Origin of the sequence: Gimesia benthica (assembly GCF_009720525.1) — a bacterium.
GTDB lineage: Bacteria > Planctomycetota > Planctomycetia > Planctomycetales > Planctomycetaceae > Gimesia > Gimesia benthica.
Genome location: NZ_CP043930.1, coordinates 2,740,400 through 2,766,034, shown reverse-complemented (window position 1 = coordinate 2,766,034; position 25,635 = coordinate 2,740,400). Strand labels below are relative to the sequence as shown.

At 53.7% G+C, this 25,635-nt stretch carries 15 protein-coding genes; 11 read left to right on the top strand and 4 right to left on the bottom strand.

Annotated features, from left to right (window positions below):
- The first annotated feature begins 72 nt into the window (after positions 1 to 72).
- A complete protein-coding gene (locus F1728_RS10455) occupies positions 73 to 2,979 on the top strand; it encodes a PSD1 and planctomycete cytochrome C domain-containing protein (RefSeq protein WP_155364049.1) in 2,907 nt (968 codons plus the stop codon).
- Positions 2,980 to 3,059: 80 nt separating this feature from the next.
- Positions 3,060 to 4,523, top strand: coding sequence for a DUF1501 domain-containing protein (locus F1728_RS10450; protein ID WP_145180956.1), 1,464 nt, complete (start codon positions 3,060 to 3,062; stop codon positions 4,521 to 4,523).
- 92 nt (positions 4,524 to 4,615) lie between these two features.
- On the opposite strand, the gene F1728_RS10445 is transcribed toward F1728_RS10450, so the two are convergent.
- Both F1728_RS10445 and F1728_RS10440 read right to left on the bottom strand, forming a co-directional pair.
- Positions 4,616 to 5,812 carry a RidA family protein gene (locus F1728_RS10445; RefSeq protein ID WP_194242762.1) on the bottom strand — a complete coding sequence of 399 codons (1,197 nt, stop codon included), beginning with the start codon at positions 5,810 to 5,812 and terminating at the stop codon, positions 4,616 to 4,618.
- Between the two features lie 70 nt (positions 5,813 to 5,882).
- Positions 5,883 to 7,919 carry a prolyl oligopeptidase family serine peptidase gene (locus F1728_RS10440; protein WP_194242761.1) on the bottom strand — a complete coding sequence of 679 codons (2,037 nt, stop codon included), beginning with the start codon at positions 7,917 to 7,919 and terminating at the stop codon, positions 5,883 to 5,885.
- A 270-nt stretch (positions 7,920 to 8,189) separates the two neighbouring features.
- Between F1728_RS10440 and F1728_RS10435 the strand changes: the two genes are divergently transcribed.
- From F1728_RS10435 to F1728_RS10405, 7 genes are all read left to right on the top strand, one after another.
- A complete protein-coding gene (locus F1728_RS10435) occupies positions 8,190 to 8,903 on the top strand; it encodes a hypothetical protein (protein WP_155364047.1) in 714 nt (237 codons plus the stop codon).
- 317 nt (positions 8,904 to 9,220) lie between these two features.
- Positions 9,221 to 11,281, top strand: coding sequence for a flagellar basal body P-ring protein FlgI (locus F1728_RS10430; protein ID WP_155364046.1), 2,061 nt, complete (start codon positions 9,221 to 9,223; stop codon positions 11,279 to 11,281).
- 98 nt (positions 11,282 to 11,379) lie between these two features.
- Positions 11,380 to 15,324 (top strand): AAA family ATPase, encoded by a 3,945-nt coding sequence (locus tag F1728_RS10425; RefSeq protein WP_155364045.1) that lies wholly within the window; start codon positions 11,380 to 11,382, stop codon positions 15,322 to 15,324.
- A gap of 68 nt (positions 15,325 to 15,392) precedes the next feature.
- A complete protein-coding gene (gene moaC, locus F1728_RS10420; protein ID WP_155364044.1) occupies positions 15,393 to 15,872 on the top strand; it encodes a cyclic pyranopterin monophosphate synthase MoaC in 480 nt (159 codons plus the stop codon).
- A 255-nt stretch (positions 15,873 to 16,127) separates the two neighbouring features.
- On the top strand, positions 16,128 to 17,120 hold the full coding sequence (locus F1728_RS10415) for a polyprenyl synthetase family protein (protein ID WP_145180963.1): 993 nt from the start codon (positions 16,128 to 16,130) through the stop codon (positions 17,118 to 17,120).
- A gap of 84 nt (positions 17,121 to 17,204) precedes the next feature.
- Positions 17,205 to 18,971 (top strand): ABC transporter permease subunit, encoded by a 1,767-nt coding sequence (locus tag F1728_RS10410; RefSeq protein WP_155364043.1) that lies wholly within the window; start codon positions 17,205 to 17,207, stop codon positions 18,969 to 18,971.
- A 20-nt stretch (positions 18,972 to 18,991) separates the two neighbouring features.
- A complete protein-coding gene (locus tag F1728_RS10405) occupies positions 18,992 to 20,290 on the top strand; it encodes a CNNM domain-containing protein (protein ID WP_155364042.1) in 1,299 nt (432 codons plus the stop codon).
- Positions 20,291 to 20,309: 19 nt separating this feature from the next.
- Here the strand turns inward: F1728_RS10405 and F1728_RS10400 are convergent, their stop codons facing one another.
- The gene (locus tag F1728_RS10400; protein ID WP_155364041.1) at positions 20,310 to 21,347 is read right to left on the bottom strand and encodes a GspE/PulE/PilB domain-containing protein; all 1,038 of its coding nucleotides are present in this window, start codon (positions 21,345 to 21,347) and stop codon (positions 20,310 to 20,312) included.
- Between the two features lie 106 nt (positions 21,348 to 21,453).
- Positions 21,454 to 23,037, bottom strand: coding sequence for an Hsp70 family protein (locus F1728_RS10395; protein ID WP_155364040.1), 1,584 nt, complete (start codon positions 23,035 to 23,037; stop codon positions 21,454 to 21,456).
- Between the two features lie 612 nt (positions 23,038 to 23,649).
- Between F1728_RS10395 and F1728_RS10390 the strand changes: the two genes are divergently transcribed.
- Positions 23,650 to 24,330 (top strand): phosphohexomutase domain-containing protein, encoded by a 681-nt coding sequence (locus F1728_RS10390; RefSeq protein ID WP_155364039.1) that lies wholly within the window; start codon positions 23,650 to 23,652, stop codon positions 24,328 to 24,330.
- The gene (locus F1728_RS10385) at positions 24,228 to 25,496 is read left to right on the top strand and encodes a phosphohexomutase domain-containing protein (RefSeq protein ID WP_155364038.1); all 1,269 of its coding nucleotides are present in this window, start codon (positions 24,228 to 24,230) and stop codon (positions 25,494 to 25,496) included. Before F1728_RS10390 ends, F1728_RS10385 begins: the two co-directional genes overlap by 103 nt.
- The last annotated feature ends 139 nt before the right edge of the window (positions 25,497 to 25,635 follow it).

Sequence of the window (25,635 nt, the reverse complement as noted above, 5' to 3'; positions counted from 1 at the left end):
AGCCCTCCATTTAGACTGCCTGTTTCCGCCGGGTAGCCCTCACCATAAACCTTACCACGAGAGTCTTCTTCTATGATCGGTCGACTTTTCCTGGCGTCTCTGTTTTCTGCATCCGTCTGTCTGACTTCAACTCAGGCCGCTGAGTCTGAGAAAAAAACGGATACGCTCTCCTTTGAGAACGATGTGCGCAAGATCCTCAAAGTCCACTGTCTGCACTGCCATGGCGAAAATGGCGAGATGGAAGGCAGTCTCGATCTCCGACTCAAGCGGTTCATGGTCAAAGGGGGCGACAGCGGTCCCTCCATCGTGCCGGGCAACAGTGGCGAGAGCGAACTGATCGCCCGCATCGAAGCCAAGGAGATGCCTCCCGAAGGCAAGCACATGTCTGACGAGGAGCTTGCGATTCTCAAACAGTGGGTCGATCAAGGCGCGCATACGCTGCGTCCCGAACCGGAAAAAATCGGCGATGATTATATCGCTCCTGACGACCTGGCTTTCTGGTCATTCCAGCCTGTTAAGAATCCTCCCGTACCACAGGTAAAACAACCCAAACTGGTCCGCCAGCCAATCGATGCGTTCCTGCTGTCCAAACTGGAAGAAAAGGATCTGACCTTCACGGCGGAAGCAGCGAAAGCAACGCTGGCACGACGTGCGTTTTACGATCTGATTGGCCTGCCTCCCACTCCAGAAGAACTGAAGCAGTTTCTGGATGACAAGAGTCCGGACGCCTACGAAAAACTGATCGACCGTCTGCTCGCTTCGCCGCATTACGGAGAACGCTGGGGACGTCACTGGCTGGACGTCGCCGGTTATGCTGACTCCGAAGGCTACAACAACAAAGACCAGGAACGCCCCTGGGCCTTCCGCTACCGCGATTATGTCATCAAGTCGTTCAACGAGGATAAGCCCTACGATCAGTTCCTGCAGGAACAGTTGGCCGGCGATGAAATGGTCAAGCCGCCTTATCACAAGTTGAGTCCGGAAGACATGCAGAAGCTGGTCGCCACCGGTTTTCTGCGGATGGCCCCGGATGGAACCGGCAGTAACCCTGCTGAAAAGGAAGTCGCGAAAAACCAGGTTGTGACAGACACCGTGGACATTGTTTCGTCTTCCATCCTGGGTATGACTGTCGCGTGTGCCCAGTGCCACGATCACAAATACGACCCGATTCCACAAAACGATTACTATCGTTTCCGTGCCATTTTCGAACCGGCCCTCGACTGGAAAAACTGGCGGACCCCCGCCGGACGTCGGATTTCGATCATGTCGGACGCCGATCGCCAGAAAGCGAACGAGCTGGAAAAAGAAGCCCAGAAAGTTCTCGCGGAACGAACCGAACTGGTCAACAAGTTCATCGACCGTACTCTCGAGCGTGAACTGCTGGACGTTCCTGAAGAGAAGCGGGAAGCCGCCCGCAAAGCTTATAAAACGGCCGGTAAAGATCGGACCAAGGAACAGGTGGCCCTGCTGAAGGACTATCCCCGTATTAACCGTCTCTCTGCAGGTTCGTTGTATCTCTACGACCGGACTCTGTATGAGCAGTCCAGCAAAGCAACTCAGAAATCCAAGGAACTGGCGCGCGACCTGGTCGAAAAAGTCAAAACAGAAACGCTGGCCAAAATTCCGGAAGACCGCAAAGCACTGGCTTTGGCTGCACAGAAAGCCGACGCGAAAAAGCGGACTGAAGATGAGAAGAAAATTATCGAAGAGTTCCCTGGTCTCCTGGTTTCGACCACGAATCTGAAGGATTTCGATCCTGAAGGAGCTGCGCAGGTACAGCACTTCAAAGACGAAGCCAAACGGTTTAACGATCTGAAGACCACGGCGATCCTCAAGGAATACAGTGACAAAGCGGCTAAGATCCGCGAGAAAAAACCGCAGGAAGAATTCATTCGTGTTCTCACTGAAGTCCCGGGGAAAGTACCAAAAACCTTTTTCTTCAATCGGGGTGACTTTGAACAACCCAAACATGAACTGGAACCTGCAGGCCTGTCAGTCGTCAAAACCAGTCTGAACCAGCAGGTAGAAATTCCGGTTCAGAACAAAGACATTCCCACAACCGGGCGTCGCCTGGCGTACGCGAAGTACATCACGAACGGAGAGCATCCGCTGACGGCACGTGTGTTCGTGAATCGTCTCTGGCTGCATCACTTCGGGAAAGGGATCGTGGCTTCTCCAACCGACTTCGGTAAGCTGGGCATTCCGCCGACCCACAGTGAACTGCTGGACTGGCTGGCTCACGATTTCGTTTCCAACGGGTGGAAAATTAAACGTCTGCACAAGATGATGATGACCTCTACCGCTTACATGCAGAGTTCACAACGATCCGACGAATATGATGTCGTCGATCCAGACAACCTGCTCTACGGTCATATGCCGGTCCGTCGTCTCGAAGCGGAAACGATTCGCGATTCCATCATCGCCGTGACCGGTAAACTGAAGAACGACCTGTATGGTACTCCGGTTCCCGTCAAAGAAGACGAAGTCGGCCAGATCGTGGTTGGCATCTCCAATGTCGATTCTGCCGGTCGTCAGGGTAAGAATATCAAGATGGATGATCGCCAGTTCCGCCGCAGCATCTATGTCGCGGTCAGCCGCAGTAAACCGCTGGCGGTACTGGATATGTTCGATGCTCCCAAGATGGAGCCCAACTGTGAAAAACGATCCTCATCCACCGTGGCTCCACAGTCACTGTTGATGATGAACAGTGGCTTCATGGTGGAACATGCCGAGTATTTCGCAGAACGTCTGCAGAAAGAACGGGCCGACAACAAAGCGGAACAGGTCAAACTGGCCTGGATGCTGGCCTACGGTAAAGAACCGACGGCCGAAGAAATTAAACAGTCAATCGCGTTCATCGATTCACAGATTCCTCAGTTTGATAAGAAAAACAGTGCAGGCAAAACTCCGGAACAGCTGGCACTGGCAACCTTCTGCCAGGCACTGCTCAGCAGTAACGGATTCCTGTATGTCGACTGAGGCGGGTCGCTGAATTTCAGCCGCACGCCTTTTATGTCTCACATGTTTTGAAACTTCAGATACTCGAATGGTATCGCACTATGCATAAACAAGCCCCCCTGACAGCCCCGCATTCCCGCCGTCACTTTCTGGCCTCCAGTTCCATGGGCATTGGTTCGGTCGCCCTGTCCTGGTTGCTCAATCACGAGCAGGCCCAGGCGAAGAATCCCGTGGCACGGCCGGAACTGGAAAAGAAAGTCTTTGACCTCAAGGTCAAACCGACGCATCATCCAGCTCGCGCGAAGTCGATGATTTCCATGTTCATGCAGGGCGGCCCCAGTCACCTGGACATGTTCGATCCCAAGCCGATGCTGCAGAAGTACGACGGCAAAAAGTTTCCCGGCGACATCAAATACGACAACGCCGCCCAGGCCAGTTCCAAAGTGCTGGGCAGTCCCTGGAAATTCAAGAAGCACGGCGAATGTGGCATGGAGCTGTCTGAACTGGTGCCCGGTCTGGGAGAGGTCGTCGATGACATCGTGCTGATGCGTTCGATGCACACCGGCGTCAACAACCACGGACAGTCGATCTACGCGATGCACAGTGGTCGCATTCTTCCCGGTCGCCCGACACTGGGTAGCTGGTTGACTTATGGTCTGGGATCAGAATCAGAAAACCTGCCCGCTTATATCGCCATGGTCGATCCCGGCGGCGCACCCGTTCTGGGTGTCGATAACTGGACCAACGGCTGGCTGCCCTCGTTGTACCAGGGTACGGTCATTCGTCCGAAAGAACCACGTATTCTAAACCTGAATGCACCGCCGCACCTGAGTGGCAAAGCCCAGGAAAAATATCTCGACTTCCTCGGTCAGTTGAACCAGCGGCATCTGAGCCAGCATCCTCGTGAAGACGATCTTTCAGCTCGTATCGCCAGCTATGAACTGGCAGCCAAGATGCAGACTGCAGCCACCGAGGCACTCGACCTGAGCCAGGAAACACTGGCCACTCAGAAGTTATACGGTATCGACGTGCCGGAATCCGCTGAGTTCGGCAAACGCTGTCTGATTGCCCGCCGCCTGATTGAACGGGGTGTCCGCTTCGTACAGATCATGACGGGGAACCAGCACTGGGACCACCATACCAGCATGCGGACTTCACTGCCGCGAACCTGTAAGCGGGTGGATGTACCTTCCGCAGGTCTGGTCAAAGACCTCAAGCAACGTGGTCTGCTGGATGAAACCCTGGTCCACTGGGGTGGTGAAATGGGGCGTCTCCCCGTGATCCAGAACGATGCCGGAGTCGCCAAGCAGGGCCGCGATCATAATACCTATGGCTTCACTCAGTGGATGGCCGGCGGTGGCCTGAAGAGCGGTATGACGTATGGCGAAACCGATGACTTTGGTCATCATGCCATCAAAGACAAAGTCAGTCACAGCGACTACCATGCTACTCTGATGCATCTGTTTGGTCTCGACGCCGAGCAGTTGACCTTCACCCGCAACGGGGCGGAGCAGACGCTGATTGATGGTCAGCCCAGCCGCATCGTGCATGACATCATTGCTTAATGGCAGACGCACTGACGACAACTGAGAATCAATGAAAAACGCCCTGCATTACAGCAGGGCGTTTTTTGTCTGCTCGATCGAAGCGGATTTGCTTACTTGACGGGAACCGCGATCATATCCATCAGCAGGATCCGGTTCGGAATGCCCACGCTTTTGACGGTCGCCTTGGAGGCTGCCGGGGGCCGCTTCGGATTATAGTATTCCTGGCGGATCTTACCGAAGTCGCCACTGATTTCATTGTCGGAAACATAGTAGGTCGCTTTGGCCAGATGCTCCATATCGCTGCCTGCTTCCGTCACAATCGCTTTCAACTGGTCGAAGGCGCTGTGAATCCGTGTACTGTAATTACCCGGCTCTTTAGAAGTGATTCCCGAAACATAGATCCGGTCACTTACTTCGGCAATCGCGACGCGACTGTAGACGGGGGAAGCTTTCATCCCGGTCGGCGTCTTGTAGACGATGGTCTCCGCAGGACGGGAGGCTGGTGCCGGCTCAGGTAATGCGACGATCATTTCGATCTCGACCGGCAGGGTGGAGAACCATTCCACCAGCGTGACCGGCGGGCGGCGTTTCTCGGGGAAGAAACTGTCGATCACCTCTGCGGAACTCTCTCCCTGTTTCATCGGTGTAAGAAACGCTTTGAGGTGCACGATGTTTTCGGGAGAGCCACCCAGGAACTTCAGTGTCTGGTGAAGTTCTTCCATGGTCTTTTTTGTAGCTTCTTCCAGTGTGTCCGCTTTGACGGCCTGACCGGAAATGTAGGCGGTCCGTCCCGCGGGTAACAGGGCGACACGGAACCCGGAGACATTGTCGTTGTAGATCTCTGTCTTCGCGATTTTTTTATCTGAGTCGAGTGCCGCCACGACATCCATGGCCACCAGGGCCTTGGGATCTGCGAGTTTGGTCACCACGAAAGTACAGGCGGGCTGAACTTTGAATTTCAGTTCTTTGACCAGTCGCTGTTTGACCTCGGAGACCAGTTCTTCCCGGGCCACGTAAACATTTAGTTTCACAACGCGGTACAGGGTGGCATCGACTTTGCCCAGCAGGTAATCCAGATTCTGCAGTACCATCGCAGTCTGATCTCCCGCATTTCCAGCTGCTACCTGTCCCCCATTGAAATTGATCGGCAGGATCTGAGAAGTGTGTGCGAGCACACTGTTTTTGACGACAGCACACTGCGAGATTCCTGTCTCAGCGGATGGATTCAGGTAGGCCACCTCGGCCGAGGCCGATCCGGTCAGTACCAGGAGTACAACGGCTGTCAGTAGATTCGTCAGGGATTTCATGAGTGAGTTCACCATTAAAAAGAATCGAACATAAATACTCCCCGGGCACATTGCCCGGGGAAGTGTTGGGTCATTTCAAACGCCAGAATTCATCGAAGAAGTTGGCATCAACCACTTTCCCGGGATACTGACTGCCAGCCGGAGTGCGTAAATCGATGATTGCCCAGTCGGGTAGCATCGGCACCTGGCGGGCATTATTCAGATAGGCATACTCGCGATAAGTAAACCCGCTGTTGAGAACCACATATTTCTCTGGATTCAGTGGATTAGGGAAGATCAACACAGAAGCGTGGTGGTCGGCAGCATACTGCTTGTTGCCCACAACGATCATCTCCTGATTCCACTGGATCGGCAGCTTGTCGATGATTTTTTTCAGGATCTGATTGCTCTGCGGGTCGCCCCAGAGCACCAGGTTGCTCGCGGCGATTTCCTTGTCCGTGATCTGTGAGTCCTGCATTACGCGGGCATCACCGCGGAACTGCTGACGCCAGTGTACGATCGCATGTTTCATTTCTGACTGGACCCACTTCTCAACCGTTGGAGAGGCAGATTTGCCGGACGGAGAGACAAAGATGAACGAATCCATAAAAGCATCATCGATCGGACCCTGCAGGTTGTGTTTTTTGACCAGTTGTCCCGGTTCGTAAACTGCGGGGCCGAGTTCCCAGGTAGAGTTCTCTCTGTGAAAGGAGACCTCCCAGGAACGGTCGGAGAGTGGGCGGGGAACATTGATTTTCAATCCGTCGATTTTCACAGTGACAGGCTGGGTCATGTCTAGCGGACATTCACCGGCTGACATTTTCAGCGTGAGAGCAGATACGTTATTTGTATTAACTTCGACCCGGTTATCGGAGAGCAGGCGGGCATCGATGCGCCCCAGATCCCATTCTTCGTCCATCGCATCCAGAATCACCCAGTTCATGCGGTTGTACTTCAGGGTGTAAGCCACCAGGTGAATGGTTTCGGGAATCCGCTGTCGTCCTACGCGGGCCAGGGAATCCATTTTCTCTTCGATAATTACCTTGGAGTCGGGGTGAATCCGGTGTGCGGTTTCCGGGCCGATGATGTGGACCATGTCGATGCCTACTTTGGCGAGTGCTTCTTCCATCACATCGGCTGCCTGCTTCTGTTTATCAATTTCACCACTGTAGGCGACCGTCGGACATTGAAACAGGTTCAAGGCATACCCCGGGCAGTCGTAGAGCTGCCAGAGTTTCTTCTCGTACCAGGTCGGCTTCAGTTCTTCGTTCTGGAAGACATCCAGGAAGAGCGGGGTTTCGGAGAAGCCTGCTCCTGGATTTGCGGCAAACCAGCGGTCAGCATAATGGACGGCAAACTGCCAGCAGGCAGCGCCTCCCATCGAGAATCCACGGACCGCAACGCGATCATCGTCGATGCGGTAATTCTCTTTTGTAGATTCCAGTGCTTCCAGGACATCGACTTCGCCGGCGAATTTAAACGCATTCGAGTAACGGCCGTAGGGGTGCAGGACAATCGTGTCGGTCGGAGTGTACTGCCCGCGGGAACGCTGTGCCTGGTTAATGAAGTTGACTTCACTCAGACGCTCGCCCCGTCCGTGGAACCAGAGGTCACAGCGGTACTGGCTCTTACCCGAGAACGTGTAGCTCTCGGGAATGACCAGGCCGTAAGGCTGAACCGTCTGATCAATTTTCGAGATATAGCCGCGGACGACCAGGCCGGTCTGTTTGGTCCAGGGGGCTTCCCCTTTCAGCAGCTGGTCGGCTCGCTCCTGTCCCTGTTCGAGCAGCTTCGAGCCCACGCCGATTTCCCGTTCGTGGAAAAACTCCTGGTATTCCAGGGCACAGCGAACGGCCCGATGGTAGATTTCGACATCGGGGATCAGGGAACGAATGCGGGCATCCTTAGTCTTTTTAAGCTGATCGATTGACGACTTGAGTTTCGCCAGCCCCTCTTCCAGTTGAGCACGCTGTTTCTCAGGAACTTCGACACCCAGCGCGGGGATGCGGCGGACCTGGTCGGGCAGATTATCCTTCGGGCCATCCGCGTACAGCAGGCTGGAAGACCAGCAGGCCGCCAGGATGAGAGGGATTGTAATTTTGACAAGATATTTTTGTGGTAATTTCATTAGAGGAATCTCGCAGGAACCAGGAATGATGTAACTTCTTAAACAGTGGTCACTAAGCTTGGTATTCATATCATGTCTGAATCCGCCGCGTTTGAAAACACCTGCAGTCCAGATTATCCCTGATCGGGTAAAGAGGCGAATTCGCTCACAATTGGCATGGACCCTCTAAAAACTGTCTGTTAGAACACCGGCCAGAGCCTGCCCCGGCTGTAAGAATTTAGTTTTTAAAGGAGCTGAATTCACTCAATAAAACTGAAACGGAGTTCAGAAATGTTGTCTCGAATTGTTGCGATTCTGGTATGCCTGGCCGGGCTGCAGGTGATCTGTTCTGCTGAGGACAATCCACGTCAGGAGAAAGCGGATCATGATAAAGTGAGTGTGACCGGTGATCAGACACTGGAGTTTGGCCCGTTCGTTTTGCAGGGATCGGATCTGAAGGTCCGTCTGCATAGTAAGGGGCGACGCAGCATTGTCATTTCAGGTAAAGCTCGTCTGGTGTGTGGGTATACGCGTTTCATTGCTCAATCCATTGAAGTTTCCTGGAAAAATTCGGATGAGATGTATTTCAATCTGTGGGGAAATGTCGAAATTCAGAACATCTCCGGTCAACTGCGGATGTATGCACCGCAGGCAGCTCTGTTTCATGATCAGGATGGCACACATCTGGTCCTGCAAAACCTGCGACAGGGGACTGTCACTCTGCTCAGCACTGCCAATCAGAAAACCACGGAGCTTGTTGCGGTCAAGATTGACGTCTGTTCCAGGGACTCAAAAACGTTTCGAGTTACGGCCACTGATCTGGTGAGTTTTGATGAACGCGATAGGCGTCTTACTGATCAAATTCGATTCGAAGCTTCAGCACCCAGTGAATACGATATTTTTAATCAAATCTCAAAGGTAGAGTTCGAGATTCGGCCTCGCCGGTCAGCGTCCGCTCAAAGCCAGAAGATATCGAAAACTGAATTCCTGCAACTGCTTAAGTAGGTTTCGAGCGGTTTAAACACGATTTTGCCTGCGCTCGACAGGTCCAAAAATCCCTCTTGACCTGCTTTTCACAATGCCATAAGCTCCCGATCCACATTAATCTCTCTCAAAATCAAATCTCAATTTCTCTTCAGGTTTTCTACTTTGTCGATTCCGGCACTGTCTGATTCCTCAGGTCCATTTCAGTAATTTTACTGATGCAGGGACAGGTTCTCGCGAACGGTCCGTCTGCCTGTTGATCAACGTCCGTCCGGCATCGGTTAAGGTGGAGAACACACATTCTGAAAAGACTGTATTCTCACAAACGGGGTCGTGCTGTGAAGAACTTTGTCAATCCGTTCATCGTGCTGATCACACTGGCGTTTTCGTTCGCCGGATGCCAGGAACTCGATTTGAAGCCACAAAGCTGGCTGAAAAATGTCAACATGCGGTCGCAAAGCCCGGATGAGGATGAGGAGGAAGACTTCTCCGAGCTGGAAAAATTCGAGACAAAGGTCGAAACGCCCTTTGTGGGAGATTACACACAGATTACCGGGAAGAACCTGATCGCCCTGCAGGGGGTCGGCCTGGTGACCGGCCTCAAAGGGACCGGCGGCAATCCGCCTCCGTCCGTGCACCGTGAAGCACTGCTGCGTGAGATGCGCCGCCGGAATGTCAAAAACCCGAACATGATTTTACGCAGCCCGTCTACCGCGCTGGTTATCGTGAAAGCCTATCTGCCTCCGCTGATTCGCAAAGGGGAGAGCTTCGATGTTGAAGTCTACCTGCCCGGTAACAGTGAAGCGACCAGCCTGGAAGGAGGCTGGTTGATGGAAGCATACCTGGCTGAACAGGCAATGATTCAGGGACGCGGTTTGCTCAAAGGTCATATCCTGGCGAAAGCCAAAGGTCCAATTCTGATTCCGCCAATGGGTGAAGATGTCGAAGTTGCCAACGGGATGCTCCGCCGTGGTCGTATTCTGGCCGGGGGGATCTCCACCGCGGAAGACCGGGATCTGGCACTGTACCTGCGAAACGATTTCAAGAGTATTCGTAACGCGCAGCGTATCGCCAACAAGATCGGCACACGGTTCCATCATTATGATCAATACGGAATCGAAGAGCCTTTAGCCGAAGCCAAGACCGATAAGAAAGTGGTACTGAAACTCAAGCCACGCTACAAACACAACGATTCACGTTATCTGCAGGTCGTACGGTATATCGCCTTCCGGGAAACCGATGTGGCGCAGCGTGTACGTATGCAGAAGCTGAGTGAAGAAATTATGATCCCCGAGAAAGCGGAACGGGCTTCCATTCAACTGGAGGCCATCGGTAAGAAATCGATTCCGATTCTCAAGATGGCGTTGAAGAGCCCGTTGCTCGAAGTCCGCTTCCATGCTGCGGTCGCACTGGCTTACCTGGGAGAAGGAGCAGGGCTGAAGCATCTGGCTGAAGCCGCCCGCGAGGAACCTGCGTTCCGCGTCTATGCCCTGGCTGCGATGTCGGCAATTGACGAGCCGGAGGCACACCTCTACCTGCGGGATCTGATGTGCATGACCAGTGCCGAAACCCGTTACGGGGCTTTCCGGGCACTCTGGACGTTGGATAAAAATGATCCCTTTATTCGTGGTGAAGACATGAATGGTCAGTTCCTGCTGCACGTTCTGCAGACGGAACTGGAGCAGGCAACCAGTCACGATCCCGATCAGAAAGAGGGCAGCAATGCCCGTAATGGCGGGCCGATGATTCATATCACGCACCGGAAGCATCCGGAAGTAGTCCTGTTTGGTTCTGAGCAGGAGTTCCGGGTTCCCATGGCAGTGCGGGCCGGCGAAGTGCTGGTGACCGGGGCTGCCGGCAGTGAGGAAGTGATTGTCAGTAAATACGAAGTCGGCGAACCCGACCAGCGGAAGAAAGTCTCACGGAACATTGCCGTTGTGATTCGCACCGCCGTGGAGATGGGAGCCAGCTATCCCGATATCGCCGCCATGATCCTGCAGGCACACCGCCAGGGAAACATTGACGCACAGGTTGAAATCGACGCACTGCCGGAAGGGGGCCGGATGTATTTCCGACCTGAACCGGAAGATTCATTGATGGCTCTGAAATCGGGCGAAATGAAATCTACAAAACCGAAACGTCGTAAAGGTTCACGCGTTGGGAACGAAAATATGGTCCCCAATATCTTCCACGATGGAGCTCCTCAGTCGAAACGTTCCAAAAAATCGGAATATGAAGAGGAAATGCGGGAACGGGCAGAGGCAGAAGGTGATTCAGACAACAAAGGTGAAGCCAGTCTGTCTGATACACGGAAGCCGAAAGCCAGTCCCACGGATGAGGAAGGGAAATTCGTGAAGCGAGGTGCCTTCGATAGCTGGTTACGTTACTTCAAAAAATAATCCGGCAAGGACGGTCAGGCATCTTGATTGTAATAACCGTGCCTGACTCCCTGCTCAATAAGACGTCTGTTGTTTAATTTCCCGTTTAAGGTTTAGTGATGCTGAAATCATTGGAACTGTTCGGCTTTAAGAGTTTTGCCGATCGGACCATCTTTGAATTTTCGGAAGGCATTACTTGCGTTGTCGGGCCCAACGGAAGTGGTAAGAGTAACGTTGTCGACGGAATCAAGTGGGTTTTGGGTGACCAGAGTCCCAAGAGCCTCCGCGGCAAGGATATGACCGATGTAATCTTCAACGGATCCAAAGGTCGTAAAGCAAACGCCTATGCTGAAGCAACGTTGACGTTCAAGAATACCGAACGGTTTCTGGATATCGACGCTGAAGAAGTTCATATCGGACGCCGACTCTGGAAGAACGGCGATTCGGAATATCTGCTCAACCGGAATCCGGTACGCCTGAAAGACATCCGTGACCTGTTCATGGGGACTGGAGCCGCCACCTCGGCTTACAGTATTATTGAGCAGGGACGTGTTGATCAGATTCTGCAGGCTAATGCGGCTACCCGGCGCGTCGTCTTTGAAGAGGCAGCGGGTATCAGCCGGTATAAAGCCCGCAAGGTAGACGCCGAACGGAAACTGGAACGGGTCGGACAGAATATTCTCCGCCTGACGGACATCGTCGACGAGGTGGAAGCCCAGCTCAACTCAACGCGGAGCCAGGCCTCCAAGGCGGCGAAATACCGTGAGGCATCAACCGAGCTGCGCAAACTCTGGATGGGAATGGCCGCCGATGACTGGCGACATCTGACCGCACAACTCTCGAACTTGCATAACCAGATCGGTCAGTACCAGAAGCGGATCGATGAACTGAATGCGGGTTACCAGGAATACGAAGATAAGCTGGGCGCCATCGACGCAGAAGTATCCGAATTCGAGGATCAGCTTCGAACCGTGGAAAAGCAGCTGTCCACTCACCGCGAAGGGATCGCCGGAAACCAGACTGCCATCGAACATCAGCTCGAGCGGAAAACGGAATTCGAAACCGAAATCACCCGGCTTCGTAAGCAGCGGATTCTGATGGCCAGGCGTACGACGGAAATCCAGCGGGATCTGGAAGCGGTCACACAGGAGAAAGAAAATTCCGAAGCCGGCTTTGAACTGCAGCGGGCAAAACTGCAGGAAGCCCAGGAACGCATTACCGTGGTCAATGCGGAACTGGATGCGATCAGCGAAGAAATCCAGCAGAAGCGGCAGCAGATGCACGAGTGCAACAAGCAGTCGCTGGCCCTGGATAATCGTCTGTTTTCCATGCAGACTCAGCAGGAAACCGTCAGCAACTCGATGACCAAGGCGAATGAAAAACGCCTGCAGCTGGAAGCACGTGTTGAAGAAGCCGAGGCGGTCGTCGAAGAGCGTACTGCACGCTTCCGTACCGCGGGTGATAAAGTCGCCGAGTTCGCACAGGCACTCTCTGCCGTCGATGAAAAACAACAGGATCTGCTCAGTCAGCAGGATCAGCGGACGCAACAGCTCTCCGAATTGCGGGAACGTCGCTCTGCTTACCAGGCTCGCAAAAGCGTTCTGGAAGATCTGGAACGTCGGCAGGAAGGCTTGAGTATCGGGGTAAAAGACATTCTGAACCGCGCCCAGACCTCAAACTATCCTCCCTGGAATACCATCCTGGGGAGCGTGGCGGATCTGCTGGATGTCGATCTGGAACAGGCGGCTCTCCTTGAAGTCGCTCTGGGCAGTCGGTCACAACTGCTGGTAATCAGTGAGTTTGATCCCCTCTATCAGTTTTTGAAAGAGGGCAAGTATTCCATTTCCGGTCGCGTCGGTTTTATCACGCATCCCTCTGCGAATGCAGCCGAACCGAATGCGGCGAGTGGGTTCACACTGTCGGCAGATTCCCTGGTTCCAGAGAGCTTTGGCGTACCGACGGCAGAGTCGGAAACAACGACGAATTCCCCGGAAGGTGTGCTGGATCTGAGCAGCGAACGGGGAGTGATTTATCGTGCCGATCAGCTGGTAAAAGACACTCCCCAGAACCGTCAGCTTGCCGAACTGTTATTGACCGATACCTGGATCGTGGATTCCCTGGAGACGGCTGTTCGCCTCTCCCGCGAGGAAGGGAAGCAGTGTCGATTCGTTACTCTGCAGGGCGAACTGGTCGAGGAAAACCTGTCGATTTTCGTTGGGGCAATCGGTGGAGAATCAGCGATTTTCACGCGCCGTAGTGAACTGCGAAAACTGAAGAATGATCTGATCCGCATCGACCGTACATTGAATGATAACGAAGTTGCGTTGGAGAAGCTTGACGAGCTGTTGTCGACGGTGGACGGGGAACGCAGTGCCTGCCAGGAGCAGATGCAGGAAGCGTCCGAAGCACTGGCCACGGAAAAAGCAGCCAAGGTTTCGGCAGAACACAAACGGGAACAGTTGAACGAAGAACTGGCAACGGTTCTCGGTGACCTGCACGATCTGGAAGCACATTCCGCGAAACTGACTGCGGAAGCGGAAGCGGTGCTGGTCGAGAAGCAGGAGCTGGAAGCAGAACTGGATCGCCTGAACGCACTGATTCAGGAAGGTGAAAAACAGCTGCTCGATAAGCAATGCGAAGTCCAGGAACTGAAAGAACAGCAGAATGCACGCAAGCTGGAGCTGGCGACGCATGAGGAACGTCTGGCCGGTCTGGAACAGCGTTTCAGTCGTCTCAACAGTGAATCGGAACAGCGTCATCAGCAGCAGGAAGAATCGAATCGGCGGTACGAATCTTCTCTGGAGAAGAATTCCCAGATCAATCTGCACATTCTGAATACGCGTGCCCTGCTGGATGAACAGCTGCTGGTTCAGGAAAACTTCCTGGAGCAGGCACGCAACCTGACTCAGTTGCGGGATGAGAAACGCCAGTACAAGAAACAGTTGAGTTCCGAAGAGGCAGCGATTCGCAAGGAACGTCGTGAGCTGAGCGATAAGAAGCACGAAGAGGAATTCAAGACGCGCGACATTGAGCATGAAATCAAGACGCTGGCCGAGCGAATTGAGGAAGAGTACCAGCTCACTTTGGAAGAAATCGTCTCCTCGGGAGAATCGATTCTCAAACAGCACCTGGAAGAGATCGCGGAAGCGGAACGGGAACAGGCTGCTGAGGAAGAAACCGAAGTCGCGCAGGTAGAGGAAACAGATCCGGAAGCAGAAAACGCGATCAAGCAGGATGCGCTCAGTGAAGACTTCGAATCAGCGACCCCGGAAGAACCGGTCGAGATCGAGCTGGTCAACGAAGATGATGCGCTGACTGAACCGGGTTTCAATGCGGAGCTGTACCTCGAAATCCGTCCCGAGATTGAAGCCCAGGTAAACCGACTGCGGCGGAAAATCAAGATGATGGGCAGCATCAACTCGGACAGTCTGAAAGACCTGGACGAACTGGAGTGCCGCTTCGAGTATATGAAGTCGCAGCTGGATGACCTCAACGAAGCCAAATCGTCACTGGAAGAAATCATCCGCCGGATCAATGTCGAAAGTAAGCGGCTGTTCTTTGATACGTTCGAAGTGGTGCGGGGTCATTTCCAGGAAATCTTTCGTAAACTGTTCGGCGGTGGTGAAGCCGATATCATTCTGGAAGATCCGGATGATGTGCTCGAATGTGGAATCGAAATCGTCGCCCGGCCTCCCGGAAAAGAATTGCGCGGTCTGACGCTGCTCAGCGGTGGTGAAAAGACTCTGACCGCGGTGGCGCTGTTGATGTCGATCTTCCGCAGCCGGCCCAGCCCGTTCTGTATTCTGGACGAGGTTGATGCCGCGCTGGATGAAGCAAACGTGGAACGTTACGCCGGTCTGATCGATGACTTCAAGGAAACGACCCAGTTCATTATGATCACACATAATAAACGATCGATGACTGTTGGTAACGTATTGTATGGCGTTACAATGGAACAGTCCGGGGTTTCCAAGCGGATGTCAGTCCGGTTTGATGACATCAGCGAAGATGGTCACTTCAAACAGTCCAGCTCCGGCGCAGACGGGGCCTCCGAAGCCGCTTAAACAGTGGCTGCGTATCCGGTTGCAGTTGAGGGGGCCGACCGCTTTTCTTTGATACAGCCGAGGTAGCGATGTCTGAACTGACCCATTTTGATGACGAGGGCGCCAGCCGCATGGTTGATGTGGGGGGCAAGGATGTGACCGCGCGGATCGCGGTGGCAGAGTCCTTCGTCACAATGGAGCCAGCCACGCAAAGGCTGATTCTGGATCGACAGGTCTCTAAGGGAGACGTGCTTGAGATTGCCCGGATCGCCGGGATCATGGCGACGAAAAAGACGGCAGACCTGATTCCCCTGTGTCATCCGTTGAGTATCAGCAGCGTGCGCCTGGATTATGAAGTTCAGAACGAGACTACGATCCGGATCATCGCCACCGTCAAGATTGATGGCAAAACGGGGGTGGAAATGGAAGCCCTGACAGCCGTCAGCATTGCAGCGCTCACCATTTACGACATGTGTAAAGCCGTTGACCGGGCAATGAGTCTGGGACCGACCCGCCTGGTGGAAAAATCGGGTGGCAAAAGCGGACATTTTATCCGCAAAGATGCCTGAGCATCGTGATGTGAGAGGCAGTATCGTTCACGCTGAGCTGGCCTGACCCTGCTGACTTACCCCAGCAGACGGGAAAGTCTGATTTCATCCCCGAAATCCAACAGAGGCCCCTGTTTGCATTCCTATCTGCCGGTAGAATGCTTACAATGGTCGCGGAATATGATCGGCGGAAGCGATTCATATGTTCCGTATTTGATAAATAACTGACCGCCAGACGAAAACTGGAAATCGATTCGATATTGTGGTGAGGCTGTAATGGGGGAGCATCTTACGACACATGACCTGCTGGCACGTGTCGAAGAGTTAATTGGCGGTGAACTGGCACAGGCAGAGCAGGTCTTTTTGAGCGAAGTCAGCTCGAAGCATCCTTACGTGCACGACGTTTTGCAGCATATCACCCGCTTTCAGGGAAAACGGCTCCGTCCGATTCTGCTGCTGCTCTCTGCTGCCGCGACGGGTGGCATCAAAGAGAGCCACTATGTGCTGGCCTCCGTGGTCGAAATGATTCATCTGGCCACGCTGGTGCACGACGATGTTCTGGACGACGCCCTGATCCGCAGACATGTCGCAACCGTCAATTCCCGCTGGAATAACGAAACCAGCGTACTGGTCGGTGATTTCCTCTTCACCCATGCGTTCCATCTGAGTGCCAGCCTGGGCGATGCCCGTGCCTGTCGACTGATTGGTCGGGCGACCAATCTGGTCTGCGAAGGCGAACTGGCCCAGATCTACGAACGGGGTAACGTGGCCTTGTCGGAAGAACAGTATCTGCAGATCATCAACGGGAAAACTGCGGAACTCTGTGCCATCAGTACCGAGCTCGGAGCCCTGTATGCGGGAGCCGATGAGACCGTGGTGACTGCCCTGGAAGATTATGGTCGCGCCCTGGGAGTCGCCTTCCAGATTACCGATGACCTGCTCGACCTGCTCGGAGACGAAGAGCAGATGGGCAAATCACTGGGTTCAGACCTGCAGAAAGAAAAGCTGACACTCCCCCTGATCCGCCTGCTGGACCAGAGCAGTCCTGCCGATCAGGCGACGATTCAGGAAATCCTCTCACAACCCGACCCGCAGACCAAAGCGCGGCTGGCACAGTTCATCAAGAATAGCGACGCCATCGAATATGCCGCTAACCGGGCACGGGATTTTGCCCGCCAGGCGCGGGAATCGCTCAAGGTATGTGCCGCTTCACCCACACGACAGATTCTTGAGGAACTGACCGAATTTGCCATCCAGAGATCGATCTAATATCATAAAAACATAACCGGTCGAGGGGAGAAGGGCGTCTCTGACTGACTGCAGTCATATATCGGATAAAAAGGCCAGAGAGCATTGTTCAACAATCCTATTTTCATTCGGGAAGCACTGACGTCACCCCGACAGATTCGGCATTACCTGATTCGTTCCGGCTATGTGGCTGCGGTATTCATCCTGATTTTCACCGCCGGCCAGACGATCCTGGGAACGCAGCAGATTCAGACCACCACCATTGGTGAATTTGCCCGGCTGGGAAATCTGATTTTTCAAATGATCTCGTTTCTGCAGTTGCTGCTGGTGATGTTTTTTACACTCCTGTTTTCTGCGGGAAGCATTGCGCAGGAAAAAGATCGCGGCACCCTGATTCTGCTGCTGATGACCGAACTCAAGGACCGGGAGCTGGTCAGTGGGAAAACCCAGTCCAGTCTGCTGATTGTGTACGTCTTGCTGGCGGCGTCGGTCCCCGTGTGTATCTTCCTGCATCTGCTGGGAGGCGTCGAACTGGCGCAGATTCTCTGGATGGAACTGATCTGCCTGATCACCGTGTATGCCACGGGAAGCTGGGCTGCCCTGGTGGCGTTCTGGCGTGAGAAAACGTTCCAGACGCTGGCCATCAGTGTTTTGGGGATGGTGGTCTTTCTGGGAGTTGTAGAACTGCTGGTCGGTCTGATCGGACCCATATCAGCAATTCGCCCCTGGATCGCCGGCCTGAATCCTTTCCGGGCCCTGTATGAAATTCTGAATCCGCTCTCGCTGAATACCGGTCTCTCGTCCATCTCCGTGAGTGCCTGGCCTTCACTGATCAGCCTGGCAGTGCTGGGAATCGCATTGCGGGTGTTTACCGTCTTCCGGCTGCGTGTCTGGAATCCGTCCCGCTCGGTTTACAAAGCGACCCCCAAAGCAGAAAAAGAAGGGGAAGCCCAGGCTGAACAGCAACCAGTCATCGTTAAGGAAAAGTCACGTGCCATCTGGTCGAACCCGGTCATCTGGCGTGAGATCATGACGAAGGCCTACGGTCGCAAAGTGTTTGTGATCAAGCTGGCTTACTTTCTGCTGGCCGGTTTCCTGCTCTGGTCGGCGACCAGTTCTGAAGCGGCTGCGGAAGGAATGCTGTACCTCGGAGTGATCCCGCCTCAGGGGCTCGCGTTTGCCGGGATTGCCTGGTTGAGCCTCGTTCTGGCGAATACGCAGGCGGTGACGTCGATCACCTCGGAAAAAGACAGTAAAACACTTGAACTGCTGCTGGTGACCGATATTTCCGCGAAGGAATTCGTGCTCGGCAAGCTGGGCGGAATTTTCTATAACAGCAAAGAACTGATCCTGGTGCCTGTACTGATTCTGTGCTACCTCGTGGCACAGGGGGCATTTTCGGTCGAAGGTTTCCTGTGCGCCCTGATCGGCTTCCTGGCGTTGATGATCTTCTCGATCGTGCTAGGTTTGCACATGGGATTGACCTATGACAACAGCCGTTCGGCTATCGGCGGCAGTCTGGGAACGATGTTCTTCCTGTTTATCGGGATCGGGATTTTCATGATCCTGCTGGTGCAGGCCCGCTCGTCTTTTGCCCTGCAGCTGCAGAGCTTCCTGGTGTTTATCGTCGTGGGAAGTGCCGCCCTGCATTCGGCTCTGACACACCGGAACCCATCGCGGGCTCTGGCGATTTCCGCCTGGCTGCTTCCCTTCCTGACCTTTTATGCTATTACTTCGTTTTTACTGGGAGGCACACTGGGTGTGCTGGTGACGATTCTGTTTGCCTACGGTCTGCCCGTGCTTTCCATGTATATTCCCGCAGTATCTGAGTTCGATGTTGCCCTGGGAAAAACTACTTACGATAAAGGATAGAGCGGCCGTCCCGTTTCACGATGATCGCATTAATTGATACGATTGCAATCTGGTTTCCCGGAGCCCTGGCTCTGCTGGCTCTGATCTGTGCCTCCGGATTCTTTTCCGGTAGTGAGACTGCCATCTTCTATCTCTCTCGTGCTGAGCTCCGGCAGTTTAGCAAGGGAAAGTCCAGCGAACAGATTGTTGCTGCTCTGGCCGCCGATGCGGATCGCCTGTTGACGGCGGTTCTATTCTGGAACCTGCTGATTAACCTGTCCTACTTTGCGGTCGCCGGTGTGATAGCCAAGGAATTAGCAGACGAGGGACAGACTGCTGCGGCCGGATTTTTCACGGTGGGCAGCCTGCTGGCGATCATTCTGTTTGGGGAAGTGCTTCCCAAAAGTCTTTCGATTGTGTTTCGCAAGAAGATTGCGATCATGGTCAGCTGGCCACTGGCATTTTCGATTCGCGTACTGGATCCGGTGATTCCGCTGTTACAGAAAATCAGTCGTATGATGCGACGGACTTTCTGGCCGCATATTCAGAAAGAGTCGTACCTGCATTCCGAAGACCTGGAACGTGCCGTCGATGCGTCAGGTGCCAGTGAAGAAGTGATTCGCCACGAGCGGCAGATCCTGCATAACATTCTGGACCTTTCGGAAATCCTCGTTGAAGAGGCGATGCGTCCCCGGGGGACCTATCTCACATTTAACATGCCTCTGCAACTGGAAGACCTGACCCGGATTACCCCCAATACCGATTACATCATCCTGCGTAAGCAGGGGGTGGACTCGGAAGAGATCGATCGCATTATTTCCTTATCCGAGCTGTCTTCGTTTTCGACTTCTTCGCTGAATAAGAAGTCGAAGCGGGTCATTCATGTGCCCTGGTGTTCTAACCTGGCAGACGTCTACACCCGGTTTCAGGCAGAAGAGTGTAACTTCGCCTCTGTCGTCGACGAATATGGGGAAACGATCGGCATCGTCGCCTTTGATGATATCATTGATACCATTTTGTCTCCGGAACCGAGTCGGGCCAGACGCATTTTACGCCGTGATCCGGTACGTGAAGTCGAGCCGGGCGTGTACCACGTCGAGGGAATTACGACCCTGCGTTACCTCTGTCGCAAGCTGCAGCAGGAATATGAAATTGCCGATGACGGTCTGCTGACCGTAGCCGGTATGTTCCACGAAAAACTGGAACGCATTCCTGAAGTAGGCGATGTCTGCGACTGGCAGGGTTATCAACTGGAAGTGATCGAAGTCCGCAAGCTGGGTCATCTGGTGGCAGAACTCAAGCCTCAGCCACCCGTTGAATCTGAAGAGAAAGAAGATTGACAAGTTTGGGGGCCTGTAATTATTTCTTCCACATGCCCGACATCCAGTAGAACGCGATCGCTGGCACGGAAAGGGTGGAGAGCACCCAAGGCCAAGGCCAGGTCTGCGAAAAGACATAGGGTTTCAGAACAAACTGATCGACCAGAAGGGCGGCGATGAAAGCCCAGCCACTGAAGATGATCGAGAGCTGTTTCCTCTCCTTCAGCTGCTCAGGCGCGAGTTGACTTCCACCCTTCGCGGGTTTCTTTTTCTCGGGCTTTTTGGCCGGCTTGGCAGCTTTGGCTGACTTTTTGGAAGTGGTCTCTTCTACTACTACTTCTTCTTCTGCTTCGCTCTCTTCGGCGGCTGCGTAGTACTTTTTGATCCCCTCGTTGATCGAGCGGGGCATCGCGAGAACCCAGCGAGAGGGAACCTGGTATCGCATCCGCAGGTCATCTTCGAGTTCGTGGGTGGGTTGATCCGCACAGGCAACCAGCAGCATGTCATCGTCGATGAACAGCGGCAGAATCGTGTTTCGTTTGGCGACGTGCTGGGGGAGTTCGAGAAGAATATCGTTATCCGGCTGAGTTTCCTCCAGGTCGATGTAAGGCATGCCCTGGGAGCGAGCCATGGCCTGTGTGGCGGTGGCCGCGTTGACCAATCGCATCTGGACGGCGGCATCACGCATGGTCAGTCCACGCTGATCTGCAAAACCTTTGAGCTCGGCTGCCTGCTCTTTGGTGATGTGTCCCTGTTCGACCAGTACCTGTTCAACGGACTGTGGACCGGTGAGTTCATCTTCATCAAACTCGCGGCCCAAGCTTTCGTCGTACTCGCGTTTCCGCTCCGGGTCAGTCAGGCAGAGCATGGCCTTGGCCAGTTCGTTGAGCAGTTCCTGAGATTCGTTGGAGTATTTTCCGGCGGCGTATTTTCGAACGTGATTATTCAGCTTCTTGTAATGAGCTCGAATCTTCTCTTCATCATCTTCGAATTTGACCAGACGCAGTAAGTCGTAGTGGTGTGGAGGACGTTCGCCTTCCGGGATTCCCAGCCATTCCTTGTAGACGTCAATTGCCACCTGAGAGAACTCCTTGCTCTGTGTTGTGAAATCACGAATTGAAAAACATCAGCGACACTTATTAGAAAGGGTGCGGCGGGGCGAAGATGACCCGCCGCACTGATTTTTACTCGACCACGTAGTCTCTGGCTAGAACTTCGAAGCGGTCAATGCCTTCGGAATCCAGCCCGGAATCGCGGACAATTTCCGTTGCCGATTCGTTGTTCCCGGTCAGTTCGCGGGCAGACGCATGAATTCGGCCGTTGGCATCATAGCGGTAGGTGACTTCTACCGGAGAACCTTTCGGAAGGTTGGGAGGCAGATTCAGGATGCGGAAGTCACCGATGGTGGTGCAGGCATCCGGATCACTGGCTTCCCCTTCCAGAATAATCACGTGAATCCGCTGCTGGTTGTCTGAAGTCGTGACGAACTTCTGGCTGACACTGGCAGGGATTTCGGTATTGCGTTTGATCATGATGTGATTGATCTTCCGAGTCCGGTCGTTGGGATCGGTGATCTTCACACCCAGCGAGTGCGAGTTCACATCAGCCGTGCTGACGTTACGCAGACGCTTGTTAACTGCCTGGGCCATACGGCTTTCACCGCCGGTAGCGCGGGCTTCCAGAATTGCCGCATGGATCGCGGCTCCCTGGGCAACGGCTTCTTCCGGGTTCATGCTGCGGGATGGCTCGCGACCACAAACGGTCTTAAGCATCTCTTCGACCACGGGCATCAGGGTTGAACCACCCACCAGCACGACGTCGTCCAGTTCCCCTTTTTCGACACCTGCCTGCTGCATAACCAGCTCGGTGGTGTCACGGGTACGCTGCAGGAGGTCGGCGGTCATGCGTTCGAAATCGCCTCGGGTCAACGCGACTGTCAGTGTGTTTCCTTTGTGATAAATTGATACCGGGGCCTGAGCTTTCTGACTCAGTTCCCGCTTGGCGTCTTCACACTCCTGCACGCAGGTCCGCATGGTGACGGGATCTTCGCGCGGGTCGCTGCCGAACTTTTTCTTGAACTGTTCCGCGACGTGGTCCACGATTCGCTGACTCCAGTCCAGACCACCGAGCATCACGTCCCCGTCGGTTGCCAGTACGCGGAACTGTGTCGGTGAATAGCGGACGATTGTGACGTCGAATGTACCACCCCCTAGGTCGTAAACCAGAATGGTGCGTTCGCCGTCAGGCATGGCATCGGGATTACCCAGCTCGTTCCGTTTCCAGGCATAGGCCAGGGTGGCTGCTGTTGGTTCGTTGATGATGTCAATCACGTTCAGCCCGGCAATCCGGCCGGCGTCCTGAGTGGCTTTACGACGAACGTCATTGAAGTAATAGGGCACGGTGATGACAGCATTGGTGATCGCACCGATGTCTTTTTCCGCATCCTGTTTCATTTTCTTCAGGATCAACGCTGACAGGAATTCCGCGGTCAGCTTCTTTTCCTGATAGACGACGTAAAAGTGATCGTCGCCCATATGGCGTTTGACTGCTTCGATGATGCGGGAGGGATCGTCTTCGATCGCCGTCCGTTCGAACGAGGGGCCGACGACGACGCGTCCCTCTTCTCCCAGCAGAACTACCGAAGGTGTAATCGAGCGGCCGTCCGTGTTTTTCAGGGAAATCGGATTCCCGTCATTGTCGAGTTGGGCGATGGCGGAATATGTGGTTCCGAGGTCGATGCCAACAGTCTGGCCTTCAACAAACTTCATAATGCTACCTTAATTTGGATTATCAAGCGGGTTCATCATGGATCAGGACATTGGAGCGGAATCGCAGGAATCAGGTTGCGAAACAGGAAGACTCGCTCCCGATTTCATCTGATTCTGAAATCAAGATTGGTGTATCCAGTTAATCTGTATAACGTTTAACTCACCTATTCTGCCACCGCGGTGATGGGGAATCAAGGACTTGATCGTTGGGAAACTAAAATCTGGCAAAGTCTTAACGAAATGGATTTGATCGTTATGGGCAAAAATTCAGTGCCACGGTCAGAGGCGTTTCCTGACTGATTCCTACATTCGCGCTGATCAGGATAACTGGAGTCGCAATCTCGATTGATGAAAAGTCTCGATTTCAATTTCTGAACGTGACATCCAGAGCGATTCCTGCACGCGACCGTAGAATCGGAGAGGGCGTGAGGGTTGGCTCTGGGAGAAGTTCCCTTTACAATCTAATCCAGATTCAGAACCCGTTCACACCACCCTGGGGCGTGATAGCGGTCTGGGAACTGCTCCGGTTCTGAAGCAGAAACAACTGATATATATGATTTTACGCACATAGAAACCAGTTCCCGCGGTCTCAACAATGAAAACGAGAACAGGATGAACCAGCCGTCCCCTTCTATCACTCCCAAGCAGGCACTCGACCTGGCTCAGAATGCTGTCTCAGAAAAACAGCTTTCCGAATCCGCTTTCGAAAATCTCAAACGCTGGGTTACTGAACCTCAGTATGCCAGCTATCAGCCGGCACTGCTCCAGTTGATTGAAGATAAAGCCTTTGAAGATCTCGATACCTACTTCTGGGAAGTGATCCCGTTTGGAACCGGTGGACGTCGGGGGCTGATGAGTGAGCTGGGTTCGGCGACGATCAACGAGCGGACGATTGCCGAGTCGGCACATGGACTGGCCGCGTATTACAAAAAATTCTCGGGACAGGAAACAGGTAAGGCCGCGATTGCCCATGACTCGCGCATCAATTCCTCGAAATTCGCCCGCATTGCAGCCAGTGTGCTGGCCGCCCATGGTCTGACGGTTTACTTTTTCAAGACATCCCGTTCCACGCCGGAACTCTCTTTTGCGGTTCGTCAGCTGGGCTGTGACGTCGGGGCCATGATCACTGCCTCGCACAATCCCCCTCGGACAATGGGTTCAAAGCCTACTGGTCCACCGGTGGGCAGGTTCTGCCGCCACACGACCAGGGAATTATTGACGAAGTCTATCAGGCGACAGAAATTCCTGTCGTCGATTTTGACACCGCGGTTGAACAGGGAGCGATCCAACTGATCGACGAGGAGGTTGCCGGCGAGTATCGCAAGTGCGTCGCCGAGCACAGTCATTCCAGTGCCCGCGAACTGAAAGGGCTTTTCACACCTCTCCACGGTGTAGGAGAAACCTCTGTCTTTCATGTGCTGCAGCACGTTGGCTTCAAAGGCATTGAGCGGTTCGAGCCGCAGTGCGAACAGGACGGCAACTTTCCGAATGTACCTGACCAGCTGCCTAACCCGGAACGGGATGAAGTCTATCAGCCGGCCATCGAGCAGGCATCGCAGACCGGAGCAGAGATCATTCTGGCCAGTGACCCGGATGCGGATCGACTGGGTGTCTGCGTCAAAAACGATGCTGGTGAATTCGTGCATCTGACCGGTAATCAGGTTGGGGCACTGCTCGCCGATTATGTGTTACGCAAACAACAAGAGAATGGAAGCCTGACCTCCGAGCATTATGTTGTGGAGACAATTGTCACCACGCCGCTGATTGCTGCGATCACACGGAGCGCCGGTGCACGGATCATTAACAACCTGCTGGTCGGATTCAAATACATTGCCGAGACAATGGATGCGGAAGGTCCGGACAAATTCGTCTTCGGTACGGAAGAATCGCTGGGTTACCTGGCAGGAACCTACTGTCGCGACAAAGACGCCGCCATTGGTGCCCTCTGGGCCTGTGAACTGGCGGCAGAATTGAAGAGTGAGGGGAAAACCCTGCTCAATCGCCTGGACGAACTCTATGTTGAGCATGGATTTCATCTGGAAGGCCAGGTGTCCAAGACATGCAAGGGGTCGCAAGGTAACGAGCAGATCAGGCAGCTGATGAAGGCGTTTCGCAGCACGCCTCCACAGAAAATGGGGCAGCTGACGTTCACCCTGGTCCGCGATTACGCGGATCTCGAAATTCGTTCATTACCCGAAAATACCACTGCTGAGACCTTTTCTAAACCCAAAGGAAATGTTCTGATGTTTGAAGCGCGGGCCGAAGGCTCGCCGCTGACAGTTCAGCTGGGTGTGCGTCCGTCAGGTACAGAGCCAAAGATCAAGTTCTACTATTTTGCCCAGGCGGAGGTCTCTGAAGCCGGTCAGCTGGCAGAAACCAAAGCGTCCGCGGTGGCGACGATTGAAGAATTCAAGCAGTCACTCATGGACTGGATTGAGCAGACATTACAAACCAGCTGAGCCGAGTCCCCAGAGACAGATCAGATAAAAATGTGGGTGAGTCTGGCATTTCCTTGATTGTGAACTGACGGCTGCCATCTATAATATTAAGCAAATTTAAATATATTTTCTGACAATTTATTGTCATCAACTTCCCTCA

What these genes read in the sequence shown, in the direction of transcription:
- F1728_RS10455 (WP_155364049.1), top strand. Translation starts at nt 73, where the DNA reads ATGATCGGTCGACTTTTCCTGGCGTCTCTGTTTTCTGCATCCGTCTGT.
- F1728_RS10450 (WP_145180956.1), top strand. Translation starts at nt 3,060, where the DNA reads ATGCATAAACAAGCCCCCCTGACAGCCCCGCATTCCCGCCGTCACTTT.
- F1728_RS10445 (WP_194242762.1), bottom strand. Translation starts at nt 5,812, where the DNA reads ATGAAATCCCTGACGAATCTACTGACAGCCGTTGTACTCCTGGTACTG.
- F1728_RS10440 (WP_194242761.1), bottom strand. Translation starts at nt 7,919, where the DNA reads ATGAAATTACCACAAAAATATCTTGTCAAAATTACAATCCCTCTCATC.
- F1728_RS10435 (WP_155364047.1), top strand. Translation starts at nt 8,190, where the DNA reads ATGTTGTCTCGAATTGTTGCGATTCTGGTATGCCTGGCCGGGCTGCAG.
- F1728_RS10425 (WP_155364045.1), top strand. Translation starts at nt 11,380, where the DNA reads ATGCTGAAATCATTGGAACTGTTCGGCTTTAAGAGTTTTGCCGATCGG.
- moaC (WP_155364044.1), top strand. Translation starts at nt 15,393, where the DNA reads ATGTCTGAACTGACCCATTTTGATGACGAGGGCGCCAGCCGCATGGTT.
- F1728_RS10415 (WP_145180963.1), top strand. Translation starts at nt 16,128, where the DNA reads ATGGGGGAGCATCTTACGACACATGACCTGCTGGCACGTGTCGAAGAG.
- F1728_RS10405 (WP_155364042.1), top strand. Translation starts at nt 18,992, where the DNA reads ATGATCGCATTAATTGATACGATTGCAATCTGGTTTCCCGGAGCCCTG.
- F1728_RS10395 (WP_155364040.1), bottom strand. Translation starts at nt 23,037, where the DNA reads ATGAAGTTTGTTGAAGGCCAGACTGTTGGCATCGACCTCGGAACCACA.
- F1728_RS10390 (WP_155364039.1), top strand. Translation starts at nt 23,650, where the DNA reads ATGAACCAGCCGTCCCCTTCTATCACTCCCAAGCAGGCACTCGACCTG.